Consider the following 16,937-nt stretch of genomic DNA (forward strand, 5'->3'; position numbering starts at 1 on the left):
GGAGCGCCGTCAGGCGATGTCGGCCAGCGCACGGCGCATCAGCTTGCCGGTGCTGGTCTTGGGCAGGTCGTGGACGAAGCGCACCGAGCGCGGCACCTTGTAGGCGGCCAGGTGGCGGCGGCAGTGGCTCAGCAGCGTGGCCTCGTCCAGGGCCGCGCCCTGACGGCGCACGACGAAGGCCACGGCGATCTCGCCCTTCTCCTCGTCGGGAAAGCCGGCCACGGCGGTCATCACCACGTCCGGGTGCATGGCCACCACCTGCTCCAGCTCGGCCGGGTACACGTTGTAGCCGGCGGTGATGATCATGTCCTTCTTGCGGTCGACCACGAACAGATAGCCGTCCGCGTCGGCGTAGGCGATGTCGCCGGTGGCCAGCCAACCCTGCGCGTCCAGCGCCTGCGCGGTGGCGGCCGGGTTGTTGTAGTAGCCGGTGGTGACCAGCGGGCCGCGCACCAGCAGCTCGCCGGGCGTGCCGGGCGCGGCATCACGGCCGGGTTCGTCCAGGTCGGCGATGCGCGCCTGCATGCCGGGAAACGGCAGCCCGATCGAGCCGGGCCGCGGCGCCCAGTACGGCGAATGGCTGGTGGCCGGCCCGGCCAGCTCGGTCATGCCCCACAGCTCCAGCAGCGGGCAGCCGAACCTGCGCACCACCGCCTCGAGCTTGGCCACCGGCATGGTCTGCCCGCCCACCGTGCAGCGGGTCAGGCTGGACAGGTCGGCGCGGCCGATGTCCGCGTGCGCCAGCAGCTGGTAGTACATGGTCGGCACGCCTTCGAACAGCGTCACCCGCTCGCTGGCGATCAGCGCCAGCGCCGTGCCGGGGTCGAACTTCGGCGTGGCCACCAGCCGCGTGCCGGCCAGGAACATCGCGTTCATCACGATGTTGCCGTACACGTGCGGGAACGGCAGGCAGGACAGCACCACATCGTGCTCATGGCGCACGTGCACGGTGGCCGTGCCGGACAGGCTGGCGAACAGGCAGCGATGGGTCAGCATCGCGCCCTTGGGCTTGCCGGTGGTGCCGGAGGTGTAGCCGATGGTGAACAGATCCTCGGGGTCGCGTTCCACCGGCAACCGGTAGACGCCATCCAGGACCTCGTCGAAGGAATGCGCGCCCTCGGCCCGGCCCAGCGCGATGCGGAGCACCGCCGCGTCCAGGCTCACCTCCGCGTTGCGCTCGGCCGGCAGGATCACCGCCACCGCCTGCGCATCGCTGGCCATGTAGGACACCTCCTGCGCGCTGAGCAGGATGTTGGCCGGCACCACCACCGCGCCGAGCCGCGCGATGGCGTGGTAGGCGGCGATCCACTGCCAGCCATTGGGCAGATACAGCACCACCCGATCGCCGGCACCGACGCCCAGCGCCGCCAGCCCCCCGGCGAAGCGCCCGGCCAGGTCATCGAGCTGGCCGTAGGTGTACTGGCCCTCGCCGGGCAGGGTCAGGGCCACGCGCTGGCCGAAACGTTCGGCCGCCGCGCGCACCAGATGGGTCATGGTCGGCCGCAGCATGGCCTTCAGGCTCCCGCGCCCTCGGGGATCAGCACCGCCTTGAGCACCTCACCGGATTCGGAGGCGTGCGCGGCCGCGTCGATCTGCGACAGCGGGTACTTGCGGATCAGCCGATCGAACGGGAAGCGGCCCTGCTTCCAAAGATCCACCAGCTGCGGGATGAACAAGTCCGGCACGCTGTCGCCTTCGATGATGCCGCGCACCGTGCGGCCGAACAGCAGGCCGTTGATGTCCAGCGACACCTCGGTGCCCAGCGGCGCCACGCCGATGATCCCGCACACGCCGGTCAGGCGCAGGCTGTCCACCGCCTGGCGCAGCACCTTGGGCAGGCCGGTGCATTCGAGCGAGTACTGCACGCCCTCGCCGGTGATGGCCTGGATCGCGGCCACCGCGTCCTCGCGGCCGTTAATCGCGTGCGTGGCGCCCAGTTCCTTGGCCAGGGACAGGCGGCCTTCGTTGAGGTCCACCGCGATGATCGTGGTGCAGCCCACCACCTTGGCCGCCATCACCGCGGCCAGGCCGACCGAACCGGCGCCGAAGATCGCGATCGAGGTGCCCGCGCCGGGCTTGAGCGCATTGATCACCGCGCCGGCGCCGGTCTGGATGCCGCAGCCCAGCGGGCCCATGATCTCCACCGGCACATCGTCGGGGATCTTCACCACGTTGCGCTCGGTCGCCAGGGCGTACTCGCCGAAGGAGGACTGGGCGAAGAAGTAGGCGCTCACGCGCTGGCCGTGCGCATCGCAGCACGGGCTGGAGCCGTCCGGGCGGCCGCCGCTGAAGTTGCGCCCGTACAGGTCCGGGCAGTAGCCGTACAGGCCCTTCTGGCAGTTCGCGCAGACCCCGCAGCTGGCGTAGCTGAGCACCACGTGGTCGCCCGGCTTGACCTTGGTCACCCCCGCGCCGACCTGTTCGACCACACCCGCGCCCTCGTGCCCGAGCACGGCCGGCAGCGGCGTGGGGAAGTACTGGTCGCGCACCACCAGATCGGTGTGGCACATGCCCACGCCCAGGATCCGCACCAGCACCTCGTTGTCGCGCGGCGCCTCCAGCTGGATCTGCTCGATGGCGAAGCTGCCGCCCTGCTCCCGCACCACTGCCGCCTTCATCGTGACCATCGATCAAGCTCCGTCGAGATGGCCGGGCAGCGCCCGACCGTGGCAGGCACGCTACAAAGAAGGCCTGCCGCCCGACACGGCCGGCGGGGACAAAGAACCGCGGCCGGCCTATCCGCCGTGCTGGCGCGGCGCAACAAAGATCCGCGCTCGGTCGTCTGCGCGTCGCATGCGCCTTCTACAATCGCCCGATGCTCGACGCACTCGCCACGCTGTGGCACGACATCGCGGACATCCCGCACCTGAAGACCTACCTCACCACCGCCTGGGTGGTGTACCTGCTGGTGCTGGCCGGCTGGATCATCCTGCAGAAGCGCGAGCCGGCGGCCACGCTCAGCTGGCTGCTGTCGCTGGCCGCCCTGCCCTACATCGGCTTCCTGATCTACTTCGCGCTGGGCCCGCAGAAGATCAAGCGCCAGCGCCTGCGCCGCCACCGCTCGCGCGACGGCATGGACGCGCACGAGGCGATCTGCCCGCCCGACCAGCTGTGCACCGAGCTGGCCCTGCTCGGCCAGGCGGTGACCGGCCTGCCGCCCTCCTCGGCCACGCGCGCGGACCTGCTGGTCGATGGCGCGGCCACCTACGAGGCGCTGCTGGCGGCCATCGCCGCCGCCACCAACCACGTGCACCTGGAGTACTACATCTTCGAGCGCGACCGCACCGGCACGCGCGTGCGCGATGCGCTGATCGAACGCGCCCGCGCCGGCGTGCGCGTGCGCCTGCTGCTCGACGCGGTCGGCGCCGGCAAGGCCAACCGGCGCTTCCTCAAGCCGCTGCTGGACGCCGGTGGCGAGCAGTGCTGGTTCCATCCGACCCAGTTCAAGCCCTTCAGCCGGCCCTGGGTCAACCTGCGCACGCACCGCAAGATCGTGGTGATCGACGGCACGGTCGGCTTCGCCGGCGGCATCAACATCACCGACGAGGAGAACGACGCCCTGCGCGCCGACGCCTACCGCGACCTGCACCTGCGCGTGGAGGGCGAAGTCGTGCGCGGCCTGCAGCAGGTGTTCGTCGAGGACTGGATCTACGCCAGCGGCCAGGGCCGCGCCGACTTCGCCGGCACCGTGCTGTGGGCGCCGAAGGAAGACGCGCCACCGGGCGAGATTCCCGTGCAGGTGCTGACCTCCGGGCCGGACTCGGACTGGGAAGCCATCCACCGCCTGCAGGTCGGCGCGATCCACGACGCCGACGAGCGCGTCTGGCTGGTGACGCCCTACTTCGTGCCCGGCGAGGCGGCGATGATGGCGCTGACCTCGGCCGCGCTGGCCGGCCTGGACGTGCGCCTGCTGGTACCCAAGCTCAGCGACTCGCGCTTCGTCACCTATGCGGCGCGCTCCTACTTCGACGAGCTGCTGGCCGCCGGGGTCAAGGTCTACGAATACGGTCCGCGCATGCTGCATACCAAGGCCCTGCTGTGCGACGAGCGCCTGGCCGTGCTGGGCAGCGCCAACTTCGACCACCGCAGCTTCCGGCTGAACTTCGAGGTCGGCCTGCTGTTCCGCGACGAGGGCTTCGGCCGCCGCCTGGCCGCGCTGCTGGAAGGCGAGTTCGCCAGCGCCACGCCCGTGCACAACGCCCGCAACCGCTCGCTGTGGCGCAACCGCCTGCCTGAGGCCCTGGCCCGCCTGGCCTCGCCGCTGCTGTAGCGCGGCCGCAGCGCCCGCCGCGCGCACGGGACGGTAGAATCCAGGCCGTCCTCCCGGCCTGCGCGGTATCCCATGTACTGGCTCTTTCTGCTGCTTTCGCTGGGCGCGATGGGCGTGGCCCTGCGCACCACGTCGATGGCGCTGATGGTGGTGATGCTGCTGACCGCGCTCGGCCTGCTGGTGGCCTGGGCGCTGGGCTGGTACGCCGCCCGCGCCGGCAACGGCAGCGCCGATGGCCGCGGCATGATCGACCCGGTCGAACTGCACCGCCTGCGCGAACAGGCCAAGGCGCGCAAGGCCGCCGAACAGGCCTCCACCGCGGACCCGCGCAATGGCCCCTGAGCCGCGCACCGCCCTGAGCGTCAACGTCAACAAGATCGCCGTGTTGCGCAACTCGCGCGGCGGCGAGGAGCCCGACGTGCTGCGCGCCGCGCGCACCTGCCTGTCGGCCGGCGCCCAGGGCATCACCGTGCATCCGCGCCCCGACCGGCGCCACATCACCGCCGAGGACGTCATCGCCCTGGCCGCGCTGACCGCGCAGTTCCAGGTCGAGTTCAACGTCGAGGGCAATCCCTTCGCGCCCCCCAGGCCCGGCTATCCCGGCCTGGTCGCGCTGTGCGAACAGGTCCGTCCGGCCCAGGTCACCCTGGTGCCAGATGCCGACGGCCAGCTCACCTCCGACCACGGCTTCGATTTCGCCCGGGACGGGGCGCGCCTGGCGCCGCTGGTGGCCCAGTTCAAGGCACTGGGTTGCCGGGTCAGCCTGTTCGTCGACGCCGGCTGCCGCGAACTGGCGCAGGCCGCCGCGATGGGCGCCGACCGCATCGAGCTCTACACCGGCCCCTACGCCGAGGCCTGCGCCGCAGGCACGCCGCAGCCGGCGCTCGACGCCTTCGCCGCCACCGCCCGCGCCGCCCAGGCACTCGGCCTGGGCGTCAACGCCGGCCACGACCTGAGCCAGGACAACCTGGGCCTGTTCCTGGACACCGTGCCCCACGTGCAGGAAGTCTCCATCGGCCACGCCCTGATCTCCGAAGCCCTCTACGACGGCCTGGACACCACCGTGCGCCGCTACCTCGCCATCACCGGCGCCACCCCGCAGCCCTGACACCGCCAAGCACGCACGCGCCAATGGATCGAGGCTTCTTCGCGCCGAAGTCCCCTGACGTAACGCGCGCGGCAGTGGGCTGGCGGGCGGTGGCCGCGACGAGCGAGGCAGGAAGCCGAGCGCCCGAGTCAGGGCAGGATGCCCTGACCGAGGGATAAGCGGCCGCCGCCCGCCGGACCGCTGCCCCCAACGAAGCCGGCACGCACCCGCGCCGTGATCATCGATCGCGAGAAGCGCCCGAGGTCGCACCGACCAGACACGCCGATCGTCGCGGCACAGCCGCCGCACGATTTCGAACAGACGAAGGAGAAATCCACGGAGCTCAGCAGCACGACAGCCTGCTGCACCAGCCGCCACCTCCCACAAGGCGACGACTGGTGCAGCCCTTCCCCCAACCCAAGGGGCGCGTCACGTGGATCGCAGCTCCAGTAAACCCTGAGGCACGCGCCGCGACAAATTCCGAGCACGCATGAGCTCATGGCAAACCGCGCGACTCAGTCGAGCCTGACCATCCGCTTGCCGAACTTCTTCCCGTCCAGGACATCCGCCAGCGCCAGACTCATGCGATCGGGCGCAAGATCCGCGCTTTCCATCCGCTGACGCGGGTTTCGCTGCACGCTTATTCCATCACCTCGATGGGCCGGCGCCCTTCAGAACGCCGGCAGCACCGCGCCCTTGTACTTGGACTCGATGAAGGCGCGCACCTCCGGCCCGGTCAGCGCCTTGGCCAGCTTCTGCACGCGCGGATCGTCCTTGGCGGCGGGCAGGCCGACCAGGAAATTGACGTAGGGCGAGTCGCGGCTTTCGATGGCCAGCGCATCGCGCGTGGGGTCCAGGCCCGCGTCCAGCGCGTAGTTGGTGTTGATCAGCGCCAGGTCCACCTGGTCCAGCACGCGCGGCAGCATCGCCGAGTCCAGCTCGCGGAACTTGAGCTGCTTGGGGTTGGACACGATATCGCGCAGCGTGGACAGCGGATTGCCCGGATCCTTGAGTTTGATCACGCCGAACTTGTCCAGCAGGATCAGCGCCCGGCTGTTGTTGCTGGGGTCGTTGGGGATCACGACATCGGCGCCGTTGGGAAGCGCATCGAGCGACTTGAAGCGCCGCGAATACGCGCCGAACGGCTCGATGTGCACGCCGACGATGGTCTGCAGATCGGTGCCGCGATCCTTGTTGTAGGCCGCCAGATACGGCTCGGTCTGGAAGTAGTTCACGTCGATGTGCCCCTGCACGACCTGGTCGTTGGGCTGGACGTAGTCGTTGAAGACCTTGATGTCCAACGCCACGCCTTCCTTGGCCAGGAGCGGCTTGACGACCTCCAGGATCTCCGCGTGCGGCACCGCCGTGGCGGCGACGGTGAGCGGCGCGCTGTGCGCTTCACCGGTGGAGGGCGTGCCGTTGCCGCAGCCGGCCAGCGCCAGGGTGGTCAGCACGCCAAGGAGTCGCAGGAGGTTCATGGAGATTCCAGGGTTGAGGGAGAAGATCTCAGCGATGGTTGAAGCGCGCGGCCAGGCGCTCACCGGCGACCTGGACCAGCTGCACCATCGCCACCAGCAGCACGACGGTGACCACGGCCACGTCGGTGTGCGAGCGCAGATAGCCCTCGCGATAAGCCAGGTCGCCCAGACCGCCCGAGCCGATCGCACCGCCCATCGCGGTGAAGCCGATCAGCGCGATCGCGGTGACGGTGGCGCCGGCGATCAGGCCCGGCAGCGCCTCGGGCAGCAGCACGCGCAGGATCAGCTGGCGCGTGGTCGCGCCCATGGCCTGGCTGGCCTCCAGCACGCCGCGGTCCACTTCGCTCAAGGCCGATTCCACCAGGCGCGCGTAGAACGGCGCGGCGCCCACCACCAGCGGCAGGATGGCGCCCTTGACGCCCAGCGACGTGCCGGCCACCCACAGCGTGATCGGGATCAGGCAGATCATCAGCAGGATGAAGGGCACCGAGCGCAGCACGTTGACCACGAAGGCGACGACGGCGTTGAGCACCGGTCGCGCGCCTGGCTGCTGGCGCCCGGTCAGGAACAGCACCAGCCCCAGCGGGATGCCCACAGCCAGCGTCAGCGGGAACGCGAGCCCGAGCATCACCAGCGTGTCCTTCAGCGCAATGGCGATCTCGCCCCACTTCTGCGCATCCAGATGCGAGAACCAGCCGGCCGGCAGCAGCCCGATCACGGCGTCACCGCTTGGGCGTGGACGCCCTGCTCGGCCAGCCGCTGCACGACCGCGTCGCTCAGCTGCGCGTCCACCGACAGCGTGACCTGGCCATACGGCAGGTGCTTGAGCGTATCGATGCGACCGGAGGTGATGAAGTACTCGGCGCCCAGCGCGCGCAGGGTCGCGCCCAGCACCGGGGAATGGACCTGCTCGCCCACCAGGGTCACCCGCAGCAGCTGCTGCCCCTCGCCAGCGCGGATGCGCTCGACCCCGGCCGCATCGTCGTTCAGGAAGGTCCGCGTCGTCGGATGCTGCGGATGCAGGAACACCTCGCTGACCGCACCCTCCTCCACCACGCGGCCGCCATCCAGCACGACCACGCGGTCGCAGATGCGGCGCACCACTTCCATCTCGTGGGTGATCAGCACGATGGTGAGCCCGAGCTCGCGATTGAGGTCGGACAGCAGGTCCAGCACCGAGGCGGTGGTCTGCGGATCCAGCGCACTGGTCGCCTCGTCGCACAGCAGGATCGAAGGGCCGGTCGCCAGCGCACGCGCGATGCCGACCCGCTGCTTCTGCCCGCCGGACAGCTGCGCCGGATACGCCGTGGCCTGCTGCTCCAGCCCGACCCGCGCCAGCAGCTCGCGCACCCGCGCCTGGACCTGGGCCTGCGGCAGGCCCGCCAGGCGCAGCGGAAACGCGACATTGCCCGCGGCGGTCTGCGCGCTGAGCAGGTTGAAGTGCTGGAAGATCATCCCGATCCGGCGTCGCAGCGCGATCAGCGCGGCCTTGGCCTTCGGGTCCACGGCCTGCCCTTCGACCAGCACCGAGCCAGAGGTCGGCGTTTCCAGCCCGTTGATCAGGCGCAGCAGCGACGACTTGCCCGCGCCCGAGTGGCCGATCACGCCCAGCACCTCGCCACGGTGGACTTCCAGATCGATGCCGCGCAGGGCGTGGATCTCGCGGCCGCCGCTGCGGTAGGACTTGCTGACGTGCTGGAAGGAAATCACGGGCTGCGCAGGCGGAAGGGCCGAAAAGTAGAAGGGCGAAATTTCATTCTGGCAAATGGCCCGTGGTGATGTGCTGATATCCCGGCGGGGCTCGACGCCCATGCATCGCATCGCGTCTCTTGCCGCACACCCGGCGGGAACAGATCCGACCGGACGCAACTTGCAGCCGCGCGCCGCAAAAACGACGACGCCGCCCCTTGCGGAGCGGCGTCGAAGCGAACTGGCGAACGAAGCCGATCGATTACTGCTGCATGAAACCGATCTTCATCATCTGCGCGTTCTTGGCGGCGGCGAGCACCTGGGCCATCGTCTCGTACTGGGAGTCCGGGTTGGCGTCGATGCGCAGCTGCGGCTGGTTGGTCGGGTCCTTCTGGACCTCGTTCTCCATCATGCTCTGCAACGCGCTCACGGCCACCGGATTGTTATTCCAGTAGATCGTGTTGGACGCGTCGATCCGCAGGTCGATCGGCGGCGGCGGCTCTGTCGTCGGCGGCGGCGTCTGCGACCGCTGCGGCAGGGCGACGTCGATCGGGTAGGTCATGATCGGCGCGGTCACGATGAAGATGATCAACAGCACCAGCATGACGTCGATCAACGGCGTCACGTTGATCTCGGCCATGGCGCCCTTGCCACTTCCACTGCTAAAGGCCATGGATCAGCCCCCCTTCTTCGGCTTCGTGGAAACGAACCCGACGTCCAACATGCCCTGACCCTGCGCGATGCGGGTGATCTCGTTGATCGTGGACATCTTGGTGGTCTTGTCACCACGCAGGTTGATCGACGGCTGCGGCGTCTGCTGGGCCGCCGAGGAGAAGCGCGACTCGAGCACATCCTTGGTGACCGGCTCGTCGTTCCAGTAGATCGAGCCGTCCTCGGTGACCGCGATGTTCACTGGCGGCGCACGCTTGGCCAGTTCGTCCGGGTTCGGCAGGAAGGTGGTCTCGGGCAACTGCACCTTGACCTTCTGCTGCATCAGCGGCGTGGTGATGATGAAGATGATCAGCAGCACCAGCATGACGTCCACCAAGGGCGTCACGTTGATGTCTACCATGGGGCCGCCACTGCCGCCCCCGCTACTGAATGCCATGTGGCCTCCGGATACCTGTCGGTAAGTTCGTGTCTAGGCCGGATCAGCGCACGCGGGCGCCGGTGGCGAAGAAGTCGTGCAGGTCGTGCGCGAACGTGTCGAACTTGGCGATGGTGGTCGCGTTGAGCTTGCTGAAGAAGTTGTAGGCGAACACGGCCGGGATCGCGACGAACAGACCGATGGCGGTCATGATCAGCGCCTCACCCACCGGGCCGGCCACCGCGTCGATGCCGGCGTTGCCGGTGGCGCCGATGCGGATCAGGGCGCCGTAGATGCCCCACACCGTACCCAGCAGACCCACGAACGGGGCGGTCGCGCCGACGGTCGCCAGCCAGATCATGCCGCTCTGGATCTTGGTGCTCTCGCGGGTGACGGCCTGGCGCAGGGCGCGGTCGACGAATTCCGAACGGCTCAGCGTCTCACCGGCACCGGTGGACTCGGCGCGCTGGTGGTGCGCGGCGGCCTGGGCGGCGTCCAGGGCGATCTTGGAGAACGGCTCGTTACGCGGCTGCTCTTCCATCACGCGGATCGCGTCCTGCGCGTTGGGGGTTTCCCAGAACGCGGTGGTCACGCGGTCGGCCTGCGAACGCAGACGCACGGCCTTGATGATGTTGACGATGGTCCAGTACCAGGAACCGGCCGACATGAAGACCAGCGTCAGCAGCACCACCCACGACACCACGAAGGCGCCCGGGTTGGAGGTCATTTCGTGGATCAGGTGGGAGAAGCCCATCTGGTTCAGGGCAGCAGCGGCGTTGTTGCCCCCCGAAGCGGCGGCGATCAGAGTTTCCTGCAGCATGACGCTTACCTTTGTTGAAAATTGAATGGAGAGGTGGTGGTGACGCTAAATGGGTGAAACGGGTCCGGCTCAGCCGCCCATGCTGAAGTCGACCGGGACGCGGACGCGACCGGCCACCTTCTGGCCATTGGACTGGCCGGCGTTGAAGCGCCACTTGCGTGCTGCTTCCATCGCGGCGCGGTCGAGATCGCGGTTGCGACTGGACTTCTCGACCGAGACGTTGGTGACGTTGCCACTGGCATCGACATCAATGATCAGCACCACGGTGCCCTCGATGCCCGAACGTGCGGCCGACGGCGGGTAGCGCGGCGGATTCATGTTCTTGGACGAGATGTCCACGCTGGCGCCGATGTCAGGCGACGGGGCCGGCGGAGCGGGCGGGGCAGGCGGGGTGTAGGTATCCACCGGACGCGGATCGGGCACTTCCACGGGCGGCGCTTCCGGCGGCGGCGGGACCGGCGTCGGCTTGGGCGGGGACAGCTCCTTGACCGGCGGCGGCGGCGTGTCCTGCTTCGGCGGCGGCGGCGGCGGAGGGGGCGGCGGCGGCGGCGGATCGACGATCTGCACCAGCATCTTCTGCTCCTCCTCCTTCTGGGCCGGCGGTGCGACGGCGGGAATCAGCAGCAGCAGGAAGACCGCGACATGCAGGGCGATGACGAAGGCATAGCCGATGATGCGCGACCAGTTCAGACCGGAGTCTTCTTCCTGATCCTTGTAACGGTTGATGACAAGTTGTTCAGCCATGCGCCAGTGGACTCGATGGAAACGGGGTGTGCGCCGCGACGCACACCGATGTCGGTTCGTAGGATTCCACCGCGAGAAAACGCAGGGGAATCGTGAGCTTAACCCAATCCTTCACCGCTTTCATAGCAGTTATCCACTGCTTTGTAAGCGCTTCCAAGCGATCACTTGGAGCCGATGATCGCCTTCGCGTCCTGCGGTTTTTTGACCCCCTTGTCCAGCGCCGACTGAGCGGCCTTCTTGGCCTCGGCGGGACGATTCTCCTGCATCAGGACACGCGCGAGATTGAGATACGTCTCGCCGGTGGTGTCCAGAGGTGCCGCCTTCTGCCAGGCGTCGATAGCCTGAGCGATCTGGGGCGGTTCCGAATAGTAGTACGACTGGGCCAGGATCTGATACACCTCGAGGTTCGGCTTGAGGATGCCCTTGGCCAGGCCGTCGTTGATGACCTCGATGGTGTCCTTCTCGTGCTTGTCCATGTTGGAGAAGGTCGCGTACAGCTGGCGATATTCCTTGTCCGTGGTCAGCTGGCCGGAGGCGCGCAGCTTGTTGAGGATCTCGGCGGCCTTTTCCGGCTGGTCGTTCTGCGAGTAGACCACCGCCAGGTTCATCTGCGCGGTCTTGTCGTTGGGCGCCTTGGCAGCCATGTCCTGGGCGAGCTTGAGCGCCTCGCCGGACTGGTTGCTGGCCTCGTAGCTGGCCATCAGCACCTGGCTCCACTGCGGCTTGGGATCCGACGAGGTGGCGATGGCCTGCTTGAGCGGCTCGATCGCCTCGGCGTAGCGCTCGGCCTGGTACAGGGCCTGGCCCTTGAGCGCCAGGTCCTCGGGCTTCTTGGACTTGGTCTCGGCCAGGTACTTGTCCAGCGTGGCCAGGCCGTCGGCGTACTGCTCGTCCTGCAGCTGCAGCTGGGCCAGCATGAACATGGCCTGGTAGTGGCCGTTGTTGTCCAGCGCGTTGAGGTCGATGGCCTGCTTGAGATAGGCCTTGGCGGCGGCCTCGTCGTCGGTGCTGTAGGCGGCCTGCGAGGCGATCTGCGCGGCCAGGGCCTTGTCGTAGTCGTTGGAATCGGGGCTGGCGATCAGCGCATCGGCGTCGGCACGCGCCTTGGCCCAGTCCTGATCGTTGTAGGCCTTGATCATCTTCTCGGCCATCGGGCCGCCCTTGCGCGAATTCTTGCCTTCCGGCGCGACGCGGGTCGCATCCGGATAGAGCACCTGCTGCTTGGCGTCGTCGCCCTTGTTGCGGCCGGCGCGCTCACGCGTCTGCTGGGCCGAGGCTTCGACGGACACCGTGCCGGCCAGCAGGCCGATGACGGCCAGGGACAGCAGGGCACGCTTGGGGGTGCGCAACAACATGGATCACCTCGTGTGGATCGGTCTTGCGTGAGTGCGGGGGGCTGAACAGCAGGCCAACAAGTGACCGGGTCGGCGAAACTAGCAGAATCGCCAGCGCAATGTGTGCGGATTTCGTTGTCCCGGGCCTACAAATGGCCGGTTTCGCTGTTCAACCGCAGCGGGGCTTGCGGCCGGCGGCGCGCGCGGCCTCGTAATCGGGCACCAGCGTGTCGGCGCGCGTGGACAGTTCGCGGATGCGCGACTGCGGATCGGGATGGGTGGAGAGCCACTGCGGCGGACGGGCGCCGCCGGCGGAGAGCATGTTCTGCCACAGGTTCACCGCCTGGCGCGGGTCGAAGCCGGCCTGCGCCATCAGCCGCTGGCCGACCACGTCGGCCTCGCTTTCCTGGCGGCGCGAGTTGGGCAGCAGAAAGCCGGCATTGGCCGCCATGCCGCCGCCTTCGGTCACCAGCTGGCCGTAGTCGCCGGCCAGCGCGCCGAGGATGGCCAGCGCCTGCGAGGTGCGGACCTGATTGGTGATGCGCTCGTCGAAGTGATGTTCCACGACGTGGCCGATCTCGTGGCCGATCACCGCCGCCAGCTGGTCCTGGTTCTTGGCCACGGTGAAGATGCCGGTGTTGACGCCGACCTTGCCGCCGGGCAGGGCGAAGGCGTTGGGCTCCTTGTCCTCGAACACCGCCGTTTCCCAGGCGATGCCGCGCTCGCTGGCCGGAAGCTGGGCGACCAGGGCGTTGACCACGCAGCGCACGTAGGCGATCTGCTTGGGGTCCTTGCTCAGCGGCTGCTTCTGCTTGGCCTCGGCGAAGGCCTGGGCGCCGAGCTGGTCCAGCTCGGCCTGGGAGACGGCGCCGACATTCTGCCGGCGGCCGGTCGAGGAGGTCGTGGTGGCGCAGGCCGCCAGCAGCGCGGCCATCAGGCCGGCACAGAGCGGGGCGAGCAGGGCGCGGGGACGGCTGGTCATGGGGCGGGAGTCTTGCCGGCGTCGGGTGACGCCCTTGTCAAGCGCGGCACACTCAGGCATCGATCCCGAACAGCAGCAGCATGCCAATGGCGAAGGCGTTGTTGAGCGCATGCGCGAGCACCGCGGCCCACAGCGAGCCGGTGCGCCGGTAGACCCAGGCGAACGCGATGCCCATGCCGGTGTAGACCAGCCACAGCGGCGCGGCGGCGATCAGCGGCTTGCCGCCCAGGATCGGCGGCTCATGCATCAGGGCGAACAGCACGCCGCTGAGCACCATGCCCAGGCGCGGCCAGCCATCGCGCCACAGGCGCCGGAACAGCACCCGCCGGAACAGCACTTCCTCGTACAGCGGCGCCAGCACCACCGCGAACAGCACCAGCAGCAGCGGATGGCGGCCCACGGTGCCGCGCACCAGCTCCAGATTGCTCGGCTGCAGGGTCTCCTGGAAGGCGACGGCGAGCTGGGCCCCGACGATGCTGCAGGTGATCGTGGCCGCGGCGGTGAACAGCACCAGCAGCCAGGTCGGGACACGGCGCAGGGCGGCGGCGGCGGCCTGGCGCTCGCCCTTGCGCGCCGGGGCGCGCCAGGCCATCGCCAGCAGCGCCGTGCCGCCGACGGACAGCACGCTCATGGCCATCACCGCCAGCGGGCCGGGCCGGCCGATGGCCTGCATCATCGCCGCCGCATCGGCCGGCGCCGTGCCGTGGACGGCCAGCATCAGCCCGCGCCAGAAGCCCCAGGCGACCGCGCCCACCAGCGAGAGCAGGGCGAACAGCACGCCCATGATCAGCACTTCCAGCCCGAACCGGCGCAGCGCGGACGCCAGGGGCAGGGGAGCCGGGACCGCCGCCGCGGGCAGCGGCGGTGGGGCGCCGGGCAGGGCGGGCGCCTCCGTGCGCGCGTTCGTCACGGCGTCAGATGTCGAGATTGGTGACCTTGAGGGCGTTGGCGTCGATGAACTCGCGCCGCGGCTCGACCACATCGCCCATCAGCGTGCTGAAGATCTCGTCGGCGGCGACCGCGTCCTCGATCCGCACCTGCAGCATGCGGCGCGTGTCCGGGTTCACGGTGGTATCCCACAGCTGCTCGGGGTTCATTTCGCCCAGGCCCTTGAAGCGCTGGATCTGGCGGCCCTTCTTGGCTTCCTCCAGCAGCCAGGCCTGGGCCTGGGCGAAGCTGGAGACTTCCTGGCTGCGGGTGCCGCGCTGGATCTGCGCGCCTTCGCGCACCAGGCCGTACAGCTGGGCTGCGACATCGCGCACCGCGCGCAGTTCACCGGTCTCAAACGAGGACAGCGGCAGCACCTGGGTCAGCTCTTCGCCCATGTGGCGGCGATGCGAGAGCAGGGCCGCAGGACGCTGGTCGTTGGCCGGCTGCAGCTCCAGAGTGTAACGAGGACTTCCGATGCTGCTGCTGTTGAGGGCCGCTTCCAGCTTGCCCAGTTCGCTGCGGAGGGCATCGTCGGCCAGGCCGACCAGCGCGTCGACCGGCGCGGCGTCGATCAGCGCTTCCAGCAGCGTGGTATCGAAGCGATGGGCGTTGCGGCCGATCGCCTCACGCGCGTTGGCATAGAGGATCAGCAGCCGCTCCAGCACTTCGCCGGAGATCGGCGGCTCGCCGGTGGCCGGAATCAACGAGGCGCCTTCGACCGCGCTGTTGGCCAAGTACGCGTTGAGCGCCGCGTCGTCCTTCAGGTACAGCTCCTGCTTGCCCTGCTTGAGCTTGTACAGCGGCGGCAGGCCGATGTAGACATGGCCGCGCTCGATCAGCTCGGGCATCTGCCGGTAGAAGAAGGTCAGCAGCAGGGTGCGGATGTGCGCGCCGTCCACGTCCGCGTCGGTCATGATGATGATGCGGTGGTAGCGCAGCTTGTCCGGGTTGTACTCGTCCTTGCCGATGCCGGTGCCCAGCGCGGTGATCAGCGTGCCGACCTGATCGGAGGAGAGCATGCGGTCGAAGCGCGCGCGCTCGACGTTGAGGATCTTGCCGCGCAGCGGCAGCACCGCCTGGTTCTTGCGGTTGCGGCCCTGCTTGGCCGAGCCGCCGGCCGAGTCGCCCTCGACGATGAACAGCTCGGACAGTGCCGGATCCTTCTCCTGGCAGTCGGCCAGCTTGCCGGGCAGGCCGGCGATGTCCAGCGCGCCCTTGCGGCGGGTCAGGTCGCGCGCCTTGCGCGCGGCCTCGCGGGCGCGGGCGGCATCGACGATCTTGCCGGCGATGGCCTTGGCCTCGTTCGGGTTCTCCTGCAGGAACTCCTCCAGGCGCGCGCCGAAGGCGTTCTCGACCGCCGGGCGCACGTCCGAGCTGACCAGCTTTTCCTTGGTCTGGCTGGAGAAGCTGGGGTCGGGCACCTTCACCGACAGCACCGCGATCATGCCTTCGCGCATGTCGTCGCCGGTCAGGTTGATCTTGGCCTGCTTGGCGATGCCGTTCTGCTCGATGTAGGTGTTGAGCACGCGGGTCAGCGCGCCGCGGAAGCCGGCCAGGTGGGTGCCGCCGTCCTTCTGCGGGATGTTGTTGGTGAAGCAGTACATCGTCTCCTGGTAGGAGTCGGTCCACTGCAGCGCCACCTCCACGGTGATGCCGTTGTGCTCGCCGGTCACCGAGATCACGTTGGGGTGCAGCGGGGTCTTCAGCTGGGCCAGGTGCTCGACGAAGCTACGGATGCCGCCCTCGTAGTGGAAATCGTCGCGGCGGCCCTCGCCGCGCTCGTCGGCGAGGACGATCTTGACGCCGGAATTGAGGAAGGACAGCTCGCGCAGGCGCCGGGCCAGGATGTCGTAGTGGAATTCCACGTTGTTGTGGAAGGCCACGACCGAGGGCCAGAAGCGCACGGTGGTGCCGCGCTTGGTGGTCTCGCCCAGCTGCTGCAGCGGGGCCACCGCCGCGCCGTTGCTGAATTCCTGCTGGTAGTGGGCGCCATTCTGGAACACGTCCAGCAGCAGCTTTTCCGACAGCGCGTTGACCACGCTGACGCCCACGCCGTGCAGGCCGCCGGAGACCTTGTAGCTGTTGTCGTCGAACTTGCCGCCGGCATGCAGCACGGTCATCACCACCTCGGCGGCGGAGACCTCGCGGCCCAGCTTGGCGCTCATCTGCGCGTGCTTGCCGACCGGGATGCCACGGCCGTTGTCGGACACCGACACCGAGCCGTCGGCGTGGATGGTCACGGCCACATGGTCGGCGTGGCCGGCCAGCGCCTCGTCGATGGAGTTGTCGACGACCTCGAAGACCATGTGGTGCAGGCCGGTGCCGTCGTGCACGTCGCCGATGTACATGCCGGGGCGCTTGCGCACTGCCTCCAGGCCTTCCAGGGCCGTGATGCTGTTGGCGTCGTAGTTGCCGTTCTGGCCGGGAGTGGTCGGCGGGTTCTGCTCGGTCATTCGCGTATCGATTGCCTGCACGGCCGGTCCGCCACGCAGCATGCGCAGGCGCGACCGGCACTG

At 68.8% G+C, this 16,937-nt stretch carries 18 protein-coding genes; 3 read left to right on the top strand and 15 right to left on the bottom strand.

Annotated elements, in window-relative coordinates; all coding sequences use genetic code 11:
* Positions 1-9 precede the first annotated feature (9 nt).
* Positions 10-1,509 carry an AMP-binding protein gene (locus WFQ05_RS06640; RefSeq protein WP_337053183.1) on the bottom strand — a complete coding sequence of 500 codons (1,500 nt, stop codon included), beginning with the start codon at positions 1,507-1,509 and terminating at the stop codon, positions 10-12.
* Positions 1,510-1,514: 5 nt separating this feature from the next.
* Entirely contained in the window at positions 1,515-2,627 is a 1,113-nt protein-coding gene (locus WFQ05_RS06645; protein WP_337053184.1) for an NAD(P)-dependent alcohol dehydrogenase, read from the bottom strand.
* A gap of 188 nt (positions 2,628-2,815) precedes the next feature.
* Between WFQ05_RS06645 and cls the strand changes: the two genes are divergently transcribed.
* The 3 genes from cls (at position 2,816) to WFQ05_RS06660 (ending at position 5,378) form a co-directional block, all read left to right on the top strand.
* Positions 2,816-4,270: a cardiolipin synthase gene (gene cls / locus WFQ05_RS06650; RefSeq protein WP_337053185.1), complete on the top strand. Its 1,455-nt coding sequence runs from the start codon at positions 2,816-2,818 to the stop codon at positions 4,268-4,270.
* A gap of 72 nt (positions 4,271-4,342) precedes the next feature.
* Positions 4,343-4,612, top strand: a complete 270-nt coding sequence (locus WFQ05_RS06655) for a hypothetical protein (RefSeq protein ID WP_337053187.1) — start codon at positions 4,343-4,345, stop codon at positions 4,610-4,612.
* A complete protein-coding gene (locus tag WFQ05_RS06660) occupies positions 4,602-5,378 on the top strand; it encodes a pyridoxine 5'-phosphate synthase (protein WP_130524136.1) in 777 nt (258 codons plus the stop codon). The genes WFQ05_RS06655 and WFQ05_RS06660 overlap by 11 nt, the downstream gene beginning before the upstream one ends.
* Positions 5,379-5,506: 128 nt before the next feature.
* On the opposite strand, the gene WFQ05_RS06665 is transcribed toward WFQ05_RS06660, so the two are convergent.
* From WFQ05_RS06665 to gyrB, 13 genes are all read right to left on the bottom strand, one after another.
* Entirely contained in the window at positions 5,507-5,725 is a 219-nt protein-coding gene (locus WFQ05_RS06665) for a hypothetical protein (RefSeq protein WP_337053188.1), read from the bottom strand.
* Positions 5,726-5,872: 147 nt separating this feature from the next.
* Complete coding sequence (locus tag WFQ05_RS06670; RefSeq protein WP_268960389.1) at positions 5,873-5,995, bottom strand: hypothetical protein; 123 nt, start codon at positions 5,993-5,995, stop codon at positions 5,873-5,875.
* Between the two features lie 33 nt (positions 5,996-6,028).
* The gene (locus WFQ05_RS06675; RefSeq protein ID WP_337053190.1) at positions 6,029-6,835 is read right to left on the bottom strand and encodes a MetQ/NlpA family ABC transporter substrate-binding protein; all 807 of its coding nucleotides are present in this window, start codon (positions 6,833-6,835) and stop codon (positions 6,029-6,031) included.
* 28 nt (positions 6,836-6,863) lie between these two features.
* Positions 6,864-7,553: a methionine ABC transporter permease gene (locus tag WFQ05_RS06680; protein ID WP_235872797.1), complete on the bottom strand. Its 690-nt coding sequence runs from the start codon at positions 7,551-7,553 to the stop codon at positions 6,864-6,866.
* Positions 7,550-8,656, bottom strand: coding sequence for an ATP-binding cassette domain-containing protein (locus tag WFQ05_RS06685; RefSeq protein ID WP_337053191.1), 1,107 nt, complete (start codon positions 8,654-8,656; stop codon positions 7,550-7,552). Before WFQ05_RS06685 ends, WFQ05_RS06680 begins: the two co-directional genes overlap by 4 nt.
* A 130-nt stretch (positions 8,657-8,786) precedes the next feature.
* Positions 8,787-9,197 (bottom strand): biopolymer transporter ExbD, encoded by a 411-nt coding sequence (locus tag WFQ05_RS06690; RefSeq protein WP_130520376.1) that lies wholly within the window; start codon positions 9,195-9,197, stop codon positions 8,787-8,789.
* Between the two features lie 3 nt (positions 9,198-9,200).
* Complete coding sequence (locus WFQ05_RS06695; RefSeq protein ID WP_130520374.1) at positions 9,201-9,632, bottom strand: biopolymer transporter ExbD; 432 nt, start codon at positions 9,630-9,632, stop codon at positions 9,201-9,203.
* Between the two features lie 43 nt (positions 9,633-9,675).
* Complete coding sequence (exbB, locus tag WFQ05_RS06700) at positions 9,676-10,431, bottom strand: TonB-system energizer ExbB (RefSeq protein WP_130524139.1); 756 nt, start codon at positions 10,429-10,431, stop codon at positions 9,676-9,678.
* Between the two features lie 69 nt (positions 10,432-10,500).
* Entirely contained in the window at positions 10,501-11,061 is a 561-nt protein-coding gene (locus WFQ05_RS06705; protein WP_171044570.1) for an energy transducer TonB, read from the bottom strand.
* Between the two features lie 275 nt (positions 11,062-11,336).
* The gene (locus WFQ05_RS06710) at positions 11,337-12,530 is read right to left on the bottom strand and encodes a tetratricopeptide repeat protein (RefSeq protein WP_130520367.1); all 1,194 of its coding nucleotides are present in this window, start codon (positions 12,528-12,530) and stop codon (positions 11,337-11,339) included.
* A gap of 148 nt (positions 12,531-12,678) precedes the next feature.
* Positions 12,679-13,470: a M48 family metallopeptidase gene (locus WFQ05_RS06715; RefSeq protein WP_205954243.1), complete on the bottom strand. Its 792-nt coding sequence runs from the start codon at positions 13,468-13,470 to the stop codon at positions 12,679-12,681.
* A gap of 73 nt (positions 13,471-13,543) precedes the next feature.
* Positions 13,544-14,401 (bottom strand): type II CAAX endopeptidase family protein, encoded by an 858-nt coding sequence (locus WFQ05_RS06720; RefSeq protein ID WP_337053194.1) that lies wholly within the window; start codon positions 14,399-14,401, stop codon positions 13,544-13,546.
* A gap of 4 nt (positions 14,402-14,405) precedes the next feature.
* Positions 14,406-16,874 (bottom strand): DNA topoisomerase (ATP-hydrolyzing) subunit B, encoded by a 2,469-nt coding sequence (gene gyrB / locus WFQ05_RS06725; protein WP_130561321.1) that lies wholly within the window; start codon positions 16,872-16,874, stop codon positions 14,406-14,408.
* Positions 16,875-16,937: the final 63 nt, after the last annotated feature.

The sequence above is a fragment of the Pseudoxanthomonas sp. USHLN014 genome (genome assembly GCF_037153335.1).
Taxonomy (GTDB): domain Bacteria; phylum Pseudomonadota; class Gammaproteobacteria; order Xanthomonadales; family Xanthomonadaceae; genus Pseudoxanthomonas_A; species Pseudoxanthomonas_A winnipegensis.